The following is a 12,918-nucleotide window of genomic DNA, read 5'->3' as shown; positions in this document are numbered from 1 at the left end:
CGGCCGTGAACGCTGTAGCAACGCGGATGGGATTTGAGCGGCAGGGCTGACGCGCCGCTCGCGGGATCACTGCTGAAACACCTGCGACGTGGTCGGAACGTGGCGCACCAGCAGGCTTTCGGCCTGCTCGGGCGCGCGTACGACGCGCCGATGCTCGCCGGTCGGACCAAAGCCGAGCGCCTCGTAAAAGCGCATCGCATTGCGGTTGGCGTCGGCGACCCATGCATAGATTTCCGTGGCGCCTTCGCCGGCGAGCCAGGCGCTGGCCGTATCGACCAGCAGCTCGCCACCTCGCAGATGACGCACGGCCGGCGCCACCCACAACTCGCAGACGAACCCACGGTGCGCCGCGGTGTCGTCGAAATAGGCTTCGATCAGTCCTGCCGGATGGCCCTCGGTGTAGAGGATGAAACTGGTGGCGGCAAACGAAACAGCGTGTTCCGCGGCGGTGGCATCGAAACTGGCGGCATCTGCCGATAACGCGTCCTCTAGCGTTTCGCCGAAGGCATAGGGCGCCTCCCGCAGCGACGCAGTACGGAGTTCGCGAAAAACGGCACCTTGATCAGCGGCGATACGGCGAACGGTCAATGACGGACTCATGCAGACGAAAACCCCTTGAAATCCTAAGGCGTAGCTTTAACCGAACCGGCGCGCGAGTCAAATCCTTATTTACTCGAGCGGACCGACCGACGCGCCGGTCCAACAAGGTACAGGAGCCGCGCGCCAATTGCGCGGCATTTCGCACGCCCGCCGCCTTGATAGCCGGTTCGTGGCGCGCGCTGGCCGCCGTGTTCAAGGCGCTTCGTAATCGCCGGTGCCGTCCGGCCACGGCGTCAGCAACTCGTAGCCCTCTTCGGTCACGGCGACCATGTGCTCCCACTGCGCGGACAGCGAGCGGTCTTTGGTGACCACTGTCCAGCCGTCGCGTTGCACCGAGGTACCGGCGCGGCCCGCGTTGACCATCGGCTCGATCGTGAAGACCATGCCGGGCTTCAGACGCGCGCCCTGCCCCGGCTGACCGTAGTGCAGCACTTGCGGGTCTTCGTGATAGACCTTGCCGATGCCGTGGCCGCAGTAGTCGCGCACGATCGAGAAGCCGTCGCGCTGCGCAACCTTCTGGATCGCGTAGCCGACGTCGCCCAGCGTGGCGCCCGGCTTCACCTCGCGGATGCCGGCCAGCATCGCTTCATAAGTCGTGTCGATCAGTTGGCGCGCCACCGGGCTCGGCTTGCCGACGCAATACATGCGGCTGGTGTCGCCGAAGTAGCCGTCTTTGATGATCGCCACGTCGATATTGACGATGTCGCCGTCCTTGAGGATTTCACCGCGGTTGGGAATGCCGTGACATACCACCTGGTTGACGGAGGTGCAGACCGTCTTCGGAAAACCCAGATAGCCGACATTTGCCGGAATCGAGTTTTGCGTATTGACAATGTAGTCGTTGCACAGCGCGTCGAGCTCGTCGGTGGAAACACCGGCCTTGACGTGCTCGCCGATCATCGCCAGTACGTCGGCCGCGAGGCGGCCGGAAACGCGCAACCTGGCGATGTCGTCGGGAGTCTTGTAGGTAATGGCCATGAATTCGGTCGGGGTGGATCGATGTTGACGATCGGCCAATTGTACAGAGGATCGCCGGACGGCCCGCGCGAATCGGGTCAAACTTGCTCGCTGGAGGCTTTGCCGCCCGCCGATCTGCGCTGAAGATCCGGCGGCCGTGGACAGGTCGATCACGTGCTGCGAGCGCACATAGAAATCTTTTGCGAGGTTTGCATCTAGCCGCGCATTCGATCCGTAAAGGCGGTTGAGGACTCGTTTCTTCTCCCCACATCGTTTAGTTCTTCTCAGAAGAATTGAGCCCTCTTTTGAGTCCGCGATTTGCGTCGTTGCATTGCGTGGGTAGAAATTTTCAGCGCGTATGCGTCGCGAGTCCGCGGCATTGGCAGCGAACCAACTGAGGAGCATCGCCATGTCAGAAACCAGCAATAAATCAGCAGAACTTATCGATACATTCGATCGCCGGGTCGAACGGCGCCTGCAACGCAGACAGTTTTTCCGTAACGCTGGCGGCCTGGGTCTAGGTTTAGTCGGCGGCACGCTGATCAGTGCGTGCGGCGGCGGTTCCGGCGACAGCGTATCGGCCGCCAGCGCACCCACCGATGCGGAGATTCTGAACTTCGCGCTGAATCTGGAGTACCTCGAATCGCAGTTTTATACGTACGCCACGACGGGCGCCGGACTGGCCGCGAGCATGACAGCCGGCGTCGGCACGATGGGCACGGTAATCCCAGGCCAGCAAGTGCCGTTCCAGGATCCGGTCGTCAAGGCGTATGCGAACGAGATCGCCAACGACGAACGCGAGCACGTCAGCTTCCTGCGCAGCGCGTTGGGGTCGTCGGCTGTCGCGATGCCTTCGATCGACATCGGCGGCACCGATCCGAACGGCGCGTTCTCGAATGCGGCGCGCGCAGCGGGACTGGTCGCCGCGGGTGTCGCGTTCAACCCGTATGCGAACGACAATAACTTCCTGCTCGGCGCGTACATCTTCGAAGACGTCGGCGTAACCGCCTACAAGGGCGCTTCCCCGCTCATCACCAACAAGACCTTCCTCGAAGCGGCTGCCGGCATTCTCGCGGCCGAGGCGTATCACGCAGGTCTCGTACGCACGGTACTGTTCGCAAAGGGCGTCAATACGGCAAGTATCTACACCGCCGCTAACGCGATCTCCGCCGCGCGCGCCAGCCTCGACCAGAACGGCCATGACGATCAGGGCATCACCGGCGCGACGCCCGGCTCGTCGAATATCGTGCCGCTCGACAGCAACGGGCTAGCCTTCAGCCGCGGCTATGGCAACGTGCTCAACATCGTCTATCTCACGAGCTCCGCGGCGACCAAGGGCGGGTTCTTCCCGAACGGTGTGAACGGTACGCTCAATATGAGCGCCTGACGCATGTAACTTGCCGTGCCAGCTGCACCGGCAACGGGTCGCCGCGATGACGATCGCGCTCACCCGTTGGCCGGCCTTCCCTGTATTGCCTTGAACACTTGACGACGTACAGGAGCAGTCATGAACGAAGCGATGAGCCAGGCCGCCGTGCCGCAGACCCTCACCGAGCAGACCTGCTTCGACGTCCGCGAGACGTTGGCGGGACGGCGCCGCGGCTTGCGCGCGATACTGCCGTTCGTCGGACCGGCAGTGGTGGCCTCGATCGCGTATATGGACCCGGGCAACTTCGCCACCAATATTCAGGCGGGCGCCGGTTACGGCTATACGCTGCTGTGGGTGGTGGCGGTGGCGAACATCGTGGCCATGCTGTTTCAGTCTTTGTCCGCCAAGCTCGGACTCGTGACCGGCAGCAATCTCGCCGAGTTATGCCGCTCGGCGCTGCCGCGCCGTTGCGTGCTCGCGATGTGGGGCATCAGCGAAATCGCGGCGATGGCGACCGATCTGGCGGAATTCGTCGGCGGCGCGATCGGCGTTTCGTTGCTGACGCATCTACCCATGATGCCGAGCATGCTGATTACCGCGGCCGTCACCTATGGCTTGCTGCAGTTCGAGAAACGCGGCTTCCGTCCGCTTGAACTGGCGATCGCGGCGCTGATCGGCGTGATCGGGCTGTCGTACCTCGCCGAGTTGCTGATTGCGCCCGTGCATTGGCCATCGGTCGTCAAGCATACGTTCACGCCGAGCATGCCCGACAGCAACGCGCTGACGATTTCGGTCGGCATCATCGGCGCGACAGTCATGCCGCATGTGCTGTTTCTGCATTCGGGACTCACGCAGAATCGTGTGAAGCCGCGCAACGAAGGCGAACGTGCCAAGCTGCTGCGGTTTTCGAATATCGAGGTGGTGGTTGCGCTCGGTGTCGCCGGGCTCATCAACATGGCCATGGTCATCATGGCGTCGAGCGCGTTTCATGCGGGTCACGCGGAGATCGCCAGCATCGAAACCGCGTGGCGCACGCTGACTCCGCTGCTCGGCGGCGCCGCGGCGGGGCTCTTTCTGGCTGCACTGATTGCGTCCGGCGTATCGAGTTCGGTCGTCGGCACGATGGCCGGGCAAATGATCATGCAGGGCTTCGTCGGCTTTCATATCCCCGTGTGGGCGCGGCGGCTGATCACGATGGTGCCGGCCTTCGTAGTGGTTGCCTGCGGAGTGGACGCGACGCGCGCGCTGGTCCTGAGCCAGGTGGTGTTGAGTATCGCGCTGCCGGTTCCGATGATCGCGCTGGTATGGTTCACCTCGCGCGGCGACTTGATGGGCCGCTACCGGAACCGCCGCTCGACGACGATCGCTGCGGTACTCGGGACGGTTGTCGTACTCGCGCTCAATCTCGTTCTGCTGCTGCAAGTGGCGGGTATCTCGCCCTGGCCGCCGTTTCACGCGGGCTAAGGCGATCGCGCCCGTCTAATTCGTCGTGCGGTTTGAGCGAGCGTTGCCGCCTAACCCAGGCCGGGCATCTGCATCCGGTCAGGGAAATGGCGCGTACATTGTTCGAACGAATCATTTCGGACGGACCTGACTCTCATGCCTCGACGCCTGCTTACCCTGACCGCCGCGTTGGCGCTCGCCGCTTTAGGCGGCTGCAGCGTTGCCGGCGTGCTCAACGCTGCCGTATCGCACAAGAATTTCCATTCCGACACCGGCCTCGATTACGGCAATGCAGCACGTCAGAAACTCGACGTCTACACGCCTGCCGCCAATGCGCCGCAAGCCGGCCCGCACGGCCGCCCGATCGTCGTGTTCTTCTACGGCGGAAGCTGGCAGAACGGCTCGCGCAGCAGCTATCTGTTCGTCGGCGCGGCGCTGGCCTCGCGCGGCTTTGTCGCCGTGGTGCCCGATTACCGGACGTGGCCGGAAACCGCCTTCCCCGGCTTTGTCGACGATGCGGCCGCGGCCGTGCGCTGGGCCCGCGATCACGCGACCGAGTTCGGCGGCGACCCCTCACAGATCTTTCTGATGGGACACTCCGCAGGCGCGCACATCGTGATGCTGCTGGCGACCGACGGCCGCTATCTCGCGGCGCAGAAGATGAGCAAAAGCGACGTGCGCGGCGTGATCGGCCTTGCCGGACCCTACGATTTTCTGCCGCTGCACGATGCCACGCTCGAAGAGATTTTCCCACCCGCCTTGCGCGCCGCCAGTCAGCCGATCAACTTCGTGGAAGGGGATGAGCCGCCGATGTTCCTCGCGGCAGGTCAGCGGGATACGACGGTCGATCCGGGCAACACCGACCGGCTCGCGGCAAAGTTGCGCGCTTCCGGCGATACGGCTGTTGAAGTGAAGCACTATCCGCGGATCGGGCACGCACTGCTGGTCGGCGCGATCGCGGCGCCCTTGCGTGGGTTTGCTCCGGTACTCGACGATACGAGCGCGTTTATCAATGCACAGGTGCGCAATACAGCGCAGCGTGACGGTGAGGCGCAACGTTCACCGGCCTCTTCAGACACGCCTGGCAACGTCTATCAAATGCGGCGAAGTGCCAGGATGAATGTCGCACCTTGTGCTGCCGCGTCCGCATCGGCTGCGAGTGCCGATTGCCAGAAGCAGAGCACATTGGGCCATAAGGATTGAATCGTGTGCGCGGCGCGAACTACTGCGCCGTGCCGAGCAGTTCCTTGCGCAACGTCGGCGCACGCGTCGACGGATCAAGCCAGATGCCAAAGAATGCACGGGCAAATGCCGGATCGTCGAATTCGCCGGTCATGCGTTCGCCTGCATAGAAGCGCACGCCTTTCCCCGGCAAATACACCGCACTTAGCTGATCGCCAGGCTCGACATCGACGAACGCTTGCAGCATGTCCGCGCGCCAGCGTTCGAGCGTGTCGTGCGGAATCGGCGTACTCGACAAACGCTTGATCTCTTTGATACCCGCGTCAACGAATCGCTCGCGCTTGATCCCGCGGGTATAAATGATATGCAGCGCGAAGCGTTCGTCATAGTCGACGGGCACGCGTTCGCTCCACATCTGCGCGCGATACAGCTTGAAGCCGAGGATGCTGAAATCGCCTTCGCCGACGAGTTTTGCGGACTGCACGTCGCCGCGCCAATCGGCGCAGGCGGCACTCGCCCACAACACCAATACGAGAGCCACGAGCGCGCGCATGTCAGTCCGCCGATGCGAGTACGAACTGCATCACGTCGGTGCGTCCTTCATCGAAGCCGGCTTCGCAATACGCCAGATATAGCCGCCACGTCCGCACAAAAACCTCATCGAAGCCCTGTGTGCGGATCGTATCGAGCCGCGCTTCGAACGCACTGCGCCAGCGACGCAGTGTCTCGGCGTAATCTCGACCGAACGACAACGACGTGCGCGCCGCGAGCTTGCCACGCCGCGCCGCGGCAATGAAACGCTGCGGACTCGGCAACATGCCGCCCGGGAAAATGAATTCGCGGATGAAGTCACTGGTCGCACGATAAGCGGCGAAGTGCGAATCGTCGATTGTGATGGTTTGCACGAGCGCGCGTGCGCCTGGCTGCAGACGTTCGCGGAGAGTGCGGAAGTACGTCGGCCAGAATTTTTCCCCGACGGCTTCGAACATTTCGATCGATACAATGCCGTCGTACTGGCCAGTCAGCGTGCGATAGTCGCGCAACTCGAGGTGCACCCGGTCGCTCAAGCCGGTTTCGCTCACGCGTTTCTGAGCGAATTCGAGTTGCGCCGGCGAGATCGTCACACCGTGCACGTGAATGCCCTGGCGTGCCGCATGCATCGCAAAACCGCCCCACCCGCAGCCAATTTCAAGAACGCGCATGCCCTCGCGCAAACCGAGCGTATCGATGATGCATTGATACTTCGCATGCTGCGCGTCTTCGAGAGATTGATGGAAATTGCCGTCGAACACCGCACTCGAATACGTGAACGTGGAGTCCAGCCACTGCGAGTAGAAGGCGTTGCCGATGTCGTAATGCGCGTGAATATTGCGTCGGCTGCCCGAACGCGTATTGGGCCTCAGCTTATGACGCAACCCGTACCAGAGTTGCGCGAGCCAGCCGCCGTAGACCGTGCGTTGCAGCGCGCGCTCGTTGAGGATTGCGACGCGAAGCAATGCGGCCAGATCGGGCGTGTCGACCCAGAACGCACGCCATGCGTCAGCGAAACCGATATCGCCTTTGCGCAGAATCGCACCGCAGGCACGCCAGTCGCGCAATTCCAGACGCGCGCCCGGCGCCGCGTGCGGATCGCCGAACACGCGCTGCTGACCGTCGGGCGTGATCAGCACCAGATGCCCAACCTGAATCCGTTCGAGCAGAGATAGAAACAGACGGCCTGACGCGGGGGCGGTTCGGTGCCCGCTCAGGGTTCTTGAAAGCGCCATGGCTGAATACTCCTCAATCGGACGAAATGGGGCGCGCAGCGGCGGACGGTTGGCCGGCTGCGGCGGGGTCGGTGGATGCGTCGGCGGTGCGGCCCGGCGCAGGATTTTTGCCGTAGAACGGCGCTTTTTTGATGGCGAGGCGCAACGCCTGCCAATGAATTCTTGCGACGACGCCGAAAGTCAGCAACGGCTGGCGAATCAGCGCGGCGAGTGCGCTCGAGCGCGTTAAGGGCTTTAAGCGGCCGCCCAGTGCTGTGCGAATCAGCAGACCATCAGCATCTTCATAATCGATCGAGACAAACGCACTATTCGGCGTCTGTCTGACGCGAAATGCGTAGCTCCCCTCGACACGGCAAAACGGCGACACGTGCAGCACTTTGCGGCATTTGAGTTGCGTTTCAGCCGTGATCGGTGCGTTGCCCGCAGCGCTCAGCAGATAGCTGTGGCGATCGCCGAAGGTATTGCGCACTTCGGCTAACAGTGCGCGCAGATGGCCGTCGCGGTCGTCGCAGAACCAGAAGCTGACCGGATTGAATGCGTAGCCGAACACGCGCGGGAACGCTTGCAACCAGATCTTGCCATCCGCTTCTTCAATACCCGCTGCCGATAGTTGCGCGCGCATCCATGTGGCGAGATCGCTGCCGTCGCGCGGACCGTGGTCGCGTTTGTGCAAGCCAAGCGGACGCCAGCGGTCGATGCCGAACCAGCCGCTATCGAGCGACGCCAGACGGTCCAGATCGCAGCGCACGTAGAACACCGGATACGTGAAGCGATGATGCCTGGGCCGCAGACGTTCGTGCATCACCTGGCCCGTCAGGAGCCAGGCGGCCGGACCGACGTCGGCGGTGCGGGCGGGATTCATAGCGTGGCCCATGCCGGCGAAGCGTCGAAATCGGCGGCGACGCGCAGCGCCGATTTCAGACCGTCTTCGTGGAAACCATAGCCCGTCCACGCGCCCGCGAACCATGTGCGGCGTTTGCCTTGCAGCGACGGCAGACGGTGCTGCGCATCGATGGCGGCCAGGTCGAACAGCGGATGGTCGTAGACGAAACGGCGCAGCTCGGTGCCCGGCGCGGGCGGCGTCACAGGATTGAGCGTGACGACAAGCGGTGTCTTGAACGGGAGCGGCTGGAGTTGGTTCACCAGATAACTGACACACACCGGGTGCGTGCCGTCGGCGCCGCGGCGCCCCAGATAATTCCACGCCGACCACACCCGCTGACGACGCGGCAGCAGATTCGTATCCGTATGCAGCACGGCAACGTTCGGTTGGTAGCGCACCGCGCTCAAGACGCTGCGCTCGTCCTGATCGGCGTCTTCGAGCAAGCGCAGCGTGGTCGGCGCGTGGGTGGCGAGCACGAGTGCGTCGAAACGCTCGGTGCCGTCGTCCGTGAAGACATCGACGCCGTCGGCATCGCGCCGCACGCCTCTAACGGCCGTGCCGACGCGAACGTCATTGAGCGTGCCGACGATGCGCCGCACATATTCGCGCCCGCCTCCGACGACCGTCTTCCACTGCGGCCGGCGATTTACCTGCAGCAGCGCGTGGTTCAGACAGAAGCGCAGGAAGGTCGTGGCCGGGAACGCGAGGATGTCGGCGGTGGCGCTCGACCAGATTGCGGCGGCCATCGGCAGCAGGTAGTGGCGCTGGAACGCGCCGCCGTAGCCGCCGGCCGTCAGCAGTTCGCCCATCGACGCACGCGTTTGCGTCGCGATCTCGAGATTGCTTTGCGCACTGCTGTTGAAACGCATGATGTCGCGCAGCATGCCGATGAAGGTCGGCGAGAACAGGTTGCGGCGCTGCGCGAACACGGTGTTCAGGCTGGTGCCCGCCCATTCGAGGCGGCCTTCGTCGAGCGAGACCGAGAAGGTCATTTCGCTCGGATGCGACTCCACGCCCAGTTCGGCGAACAGCGCGATCAGATTCGGGTAGGTGCGGTCGTTGAAAACCAGGAAGCCGGTATCGACGGGATGTGTGTGGCCCTCGAGCATGACGTCGACGGTGTTGGTGTGGCCGCCCGCGTAGGCCGCCGATTCGAACACGGTCACCTGATGGTTGCGCGCCAGCAGATAGGCACTGGCTAAACCCGAAATACCGGCGCCGATGACCGCGACCCGCGAGCCGCGCGGTAGTGGTGAGGTCGGTGCTGGGTGGGTCATGGGCGCGTCTCCTGGCCTTGCGGGCGCGCGGCTGGTTAGTGGGATGTGGCGGGGTTTGCGCGTCCTTGAGGGGATTTACGCAGCGGGGGCTGAAATGGATGCAAAGATGGCGGATTTTGGGGGCGGGGCTGCTCGACGCAGCGGCTAGCGATATGAGACCTCGATTCAAGGAAGAAGGTGGCGTAGGTCGTCAGCCAGACCCAGGACTCGACTTCGGCACCCCATAGCAAAAACCCCCGCAGAGCTTTCGCTTTGCGGGGGTTTTTTTAAATTTGGCGGAAAGGGTGAGATTCGAACTCACGGTACCCCTAAAGGTACACTGGATTTCGAGTCCAGCGCATTCGACCACTCTGCCACCTTTCCGGGTCTTCCGACTTACAGCAACGAGGCTGCTGAGTTGCTGTTGAATCAGATCCAAGCGGGTCGTTGCTCGGGAGAAAAAGATTATAAAACAGCTGAATACGATTTCCAAGCCCCTCGTTGAAAAATTTTGAAAGGGACTTGGCAATGGGCAGCGACATCAGCCCGGCACGAGCCCGACACCCATCAGGCCGCCGGCACTTCCAGCCGTTCCACGCCACCAAGGTACGGACGCAGCGCCGCCGGCACCGTCACCGAGCCATCCGCGTTCTGGAAGTTCTCCAGCACGGCCACGAGCGTCCGGCCGACAGCCAGCCCCGAACCGTTCAGCGTATGCACCAGTTCCGGCTTACCCTGCGCATTACGGAAACGCGCTTGCATCCGGCGAGCCTGGAACGACTCCGTATTCGAGCAGCTCGAAATTTCGCGATACGTATTCTGCGCGGGCACCCACACTTCCAGGTCATACGTCTTGGCAGCCGAGAAACCCATATCGCCCGTGCACAGCGTGATCACACGATACGGCAACTCCAGCTTCTGCAGAATCGTCTCAGCGTGGCCGACCATCTCCTCCAGCGCGTCGTACGACGTTTCCGGCGCGACGATCTGCACCATCTCGACCTTGTCGAACTGATGCTGGCGAATCAGGCCGCGCGTGTCGCGGCCATACGAGCCCGCTTCGGAGCGGAAGCACGGCGAATGCGCGGTCAGTTTGATCGGCAACGCGTCCGGTTCGACGATGCTGTCGCGCACCGTGTTGGTCAGCGAGATCTCCGACGTGGAAATCAGATATTGCGTCACCGTGTTCTCGTCGCCGCCCTTCTCGACGCGGAACATGTCGTCGGCGAATTTCGGCAGTTGGCCCGTGCCGTACAGAATCTCGGGATTCACGATGTACGGCGTGTAGACCTCGGTGTAGCCGTGGTGCAGCGTGTGCGTGTCGATCATGAACTGCGCCAGCGCGCGATGCAGCCGCGCAATCTGGCCGCGCAGCAACGTGAAACGCGCGCCCGACAGTTTCGCGCCGGTCTCGAAGTCGAGGCCGAGCGGCGTGCCGACGTCGACGTGATCCTTCACCTCGAAATCGAACTGGCGCGGCGCGCCCCAGCGGCGCACTTCGACGTTCCCGGCTTCGTCCTTGCCCATCGGCACGCTTTCGTGCGGCAGGTTCGGCACGCCGAGCAGCAGGTCCGACAGACGCTTCTGGATATCGTCGAGCCTGGCCGCCGACGCCTTCATCTCGTCGCCGATGCCGCCCACTTCGGCCATCAGCGCCGAGGTGTCCTCGCCCCGCCCTTTCATCCCGCCGATCTGCTTCGACAGGGTGTTGCGGCGCGCCTGCATCTCTTCGGTACGGGTCTGGGTGTCGCGGCGTTCCGCTTCGAGCGCGGTGAATGCCGCCACGTCGAGGGTATAGCCGCGGTCGGCGAGGCGCTTGGCGACGCCGTCGAGGTCTTTGCGCAGCAGCTGGATGTCGAGCATGGGATGGGGCGGGTATTCGTTGTATGAAGCGGGGATTTTAGCGCACCGGCGCGGGCGGCCGGGGCGTTAGATGGTCAAGGCGTGCGGAATGGCGACACGGCGTCCCAATCGGCCGCCGAAGCACAAGCAAAAAGCCTCAACCCTTCTTCGGCTTGTTCTCGCTGCGCCACTGCGCATCCAGTTCGGCCAGACGCGCCATCTTGTCGCCGATCTTGCCTTCGAGGCCGCGCGGCGTCGGCTCGTACCAATGCGGATCGCGCATGTTCTCCGGCAGATAGGTTTCACCGGCAGCATAGGCGTCAGGTTCGTCGTGCGCATAGCGATATTCGTGACCGTAGCCGAGTTCCTTCATCAACTTGGTCGGCGCGTTACGCAGATGCACCGGCACGCCGCGCGACTGATCCTTGCTCACGAAACGACGCGCTTCGTTGTACGCGTTGTACCCGGCGTTCGACTTCGGCGCGACCGCGAGATAGATAACCGCCTGCGCCAGCGCCAATTCGCCTTCGGGCGTACCGAGGCGCTCGTAGGTTTCGGACGCGTCGAGCGCAATGCGAGCCGCGCGCGGATCGGCGAGGCCAATGTCTTCCCACGCCATGCGCACGATACGTCGCGCGAGATAACGCGGGTCCGCGCCGCCGTCGAGCATCCGGCAGAACCAGTACAGCGCGCCGTCCGGGCTGCTGCCGCGCACGGATTTATGCAGCGCGCTGATCTGGTCGTAGAATGCGTCGCCGCCTTTGTCGAAGCGGCGCAGATTCTCGGCGAGCGCGCTGCCGAGCAAGGCACCGTCGATTTCGGTGCTCTTCTGCTGGGCCGCCGCGCGCGCGACGATTTCCAGGTTGTTCAGCAGCTTGCGGCCGTCGCCGTCGGCTGAACCGATCAGGGCGTCGCGTGCTTCGTCGGTGAACGTGAGGCCGCCGAGTTCTTTCTGCGCGCGGTCGAGCAGTTCGCGCTGCTCGTCGTCGGTGAGGCTTTTCAGCACGTAGACGGCGGCTCGCGAAAGCAACGCGCTGTTCACCTCGAACGACGGATTCTCAGTCGTCGCGCCGACGAACACGAACAGCCCTGACTCGACGTGCGGCAAGAACGCGTCCTGCTGACTCTTGTTGAAGCGATGCACTTCGTCGACGAACACGAGCGTCTGGTGCCCGTTCGCCCGATGAATCTGCGCGGTCTCGACGGCTTCGCGGATATCCTTCACACCCGACAGCACCGCGGACAACGCGATGAACTCGGCGTGAAACGCGTCGGCCATGAGCCGCGCGAGCGTGGTCTTGCCGACGCCAGGCGGGCCCCAGAGGATCATCGAGTGGGCTTCGCCGGATTCGAAGGCGACCCGCAGCGGCTTGTTCGGGCCGAGCAGATGCTTCTGGCCGATCACTTCGTCGATATTGCGGGGCCGCAGGCGTTCGGCGAGCGGAACATTGGCACGGGTTTCTTCAAACATGACGTTTTGGGGATAATCTCGGCTTTTCCGGACGCGGTCCGTGTGAAGGCGGCGTGCTGCCGGTGAGCCACGCCAGCACGCAAGGGTGCGGGCAACGTCCTGCATTATGACAGTGACGGCGCTCGGACGATGGCAGGCGGCACTCACAC

11 protein-coding genes and 1 tRNA gene are annotated in these 12,918 nt (G+C 63.3%); 3 read left to right on the top strand and 9 right to left on the bottom strand.

Annotated features, from left to right (window positions below; translation table 11 throughout):
* Nucleotides 1-66: 66 nt before the first annotated feature.
* On the bottom strand, nucleotides 67-600 hold the full coding sequence (locus ACAX43_RS21340) for a GNAT family N-acetyltransferase (protein WP_370710409.1): 534 nt from the start codon (nucleotides 598-600) through the stop codon (nucleotides 67-69).
* A gap of 192 nt (nucleotides 601-792) precedes the next feature.
* Nucleotides 793-1,578, bottom strand: a complete 786-nt coding sequence (gene map, locus ACAX43_RS21335; protein WP_370710408.1) for a type I methionyl aminopeptidase — start codon at nucleotides 1,576-1,578, stop codon at nucleotides 793-795.
* A 388-nt stretch (nucleotides 1,579-1,966) separates the two neighbouring features.
* Here map and ACAX43_RS21330 point away from each other — a divergent pair, with 388 nt between their 5' ends.
* From ACAX43_RS21330 to ACAX43_RS21320, 3 genes are all read left to right on the top strand, one after another.
* Nucleotides 1,967-2,944: a ferritin-like domain-containing protein gene (locus ACAX43_RS21330; RefSeq protein ID WP_370710407.1), complete on the top strand. Its 978-nt coding sequence runs from the start codon at nucleotides 1,967-1,969 to the stop codon at nucleotides 2,942-2,944.
* 120 nt (nucleotides 2,945-3,064) lie between these two features.
* Nucleotides 3,065-4,390 carry an Nramp family divalent metal transporter gene (locus ACAX43_RS21325; RefSeq protein WP_370710406.1) on the top strand — a complete coding sequence of 442 codons (1,326 nt, stop codon included), beginning with the start codon at nucleotides 3,065-3,067 and terminating at the stop codon, nucleotides 4,388-4,390.
* 135 nt (nucleotides 4,391-4,525) lie between these two features.
* Nucleotides 4,526-5,572 carry an alpha/beta hydrolase gene (locus ACAX43_RS21320; RefSeq protein WP_370710405.1) on the top strand — a complete coding sequence of 349 codons (1,047 nt, stop codon included), beginning with the start codon at nucleotides 4,526-4,528 and terminating at the stop codon, nucleotides 5,570-5,572.
* A gap of 19 nt (nucleotides 5,573-5,591) precedes the next feature.
* On the opposite strand, the gene ACAX43_RS21315 is transcribed toward ACAX43_RS21320, so the two are convergent.
* From ACAX43_RS21315 to ACAX43_RS21285, 7 genes are all read right to left on the bottom strand, one after another.
* Nucleotides 5,592-6,104 (bottom strand): chalcone isomerase family protein, encoded by a 513-nt coding sequence (locus tag ACAX43_RS21315; protein ID WP_370710403.1) that lies wholly within the window; start codon nucleotides 6,102-6,104, stop codon nucleotides 5,592-5,594.
* Nucleotide 6,105: 1 nt separating this feature from the next.
* Complete coding sequence (locus ACAX43_RS21310) at nucleotides 6,106-7,317, bottom strand: class I SAM-dependent methyltransferase (protein WP_370710402.1); 1,212 nt, start codon at nucleotides 7,315-7,317, stop codon at nucleotides 6,106-6,108.
* A gap of 13 nt (nucleotides 7,318-7,330) precedes the next feature.
* Nucleotides 7,331-8,179, bottom strand: coding sequence for a DUF1365 domain-containing protein (locus tag ACAX43_RS21305; RefSeq protein WP_370710401.1), 849 nt, complete (start codon nucleotides 8,177-8,179; stop codon nucleotides 7,331-7,333).
* Nucleotides 8,176-9,477: an NAD(P)/FAD-dependent oxidoreductase gene (locus ACAX43_RS21300; protein WP_370710400.1), complete on the bottom strand. Its 1,302-nt coding sequence runs from the start codon at nucleotides 9,475-9,477 to the stop codon at nucleotides 8,176-8,178. Before ACAX43_RS21300 ends, ACAX43_RS21305 begins: the two co-directional genes overlap by 4 nt.
* Before the next feature lie 273 nt (nucleotides 9,478-9,750).
* Nucleotides 9,751-9,840: transfer RNA gene (locus ACAX43_RS21295), tRNA-Ser, on the bottom strand.
* A 183-nt stretch (nucleotides 9,841-10,023) separates the two neighbouring features.
* Complete coding sequence (gene serS, locus ACAX43_RS21290; protein WP_370710399.1) at nucleotides 10,024-11,319, bottom strand: serine--tRNA ligase; 1,296 nt, start codon at nucleotides 11,317-11,319, stop codon at nucleotides 10,024-10,026.
* Between the two features lie 136 nt (nucleotides 11,320-11,455).
* The gene (locus tag ACAX43_RS21285; protein WP_370710398.1) at nucleotides 11,456-12,769 is read right to left on the bottom strand and encodes a replication-associated recombination protein A; all 1,314 of its coding nucleotides are present in this window, start codon (nucleotides 12,767-12,769) and stop codon (nucleotides 11,456-11,458) included.
* Nucleotides 12,770-12,918 lie beyond the last annotated feature (149 nt).

The organism is Paraburkholderia sp. IW21, assembly GCF_041321145.1.
Classification (GTDB): domain Bacteria; phylum Pseudomonadota; class Gammaproteobacteria; order Burkholderiales; family Burkholderiaceae; genus Paraburkholderia.
Note: the sequence above shows the minus strand (reverse complement) of the source record. Positions and strands in the feature narration are given on the sequence as shown.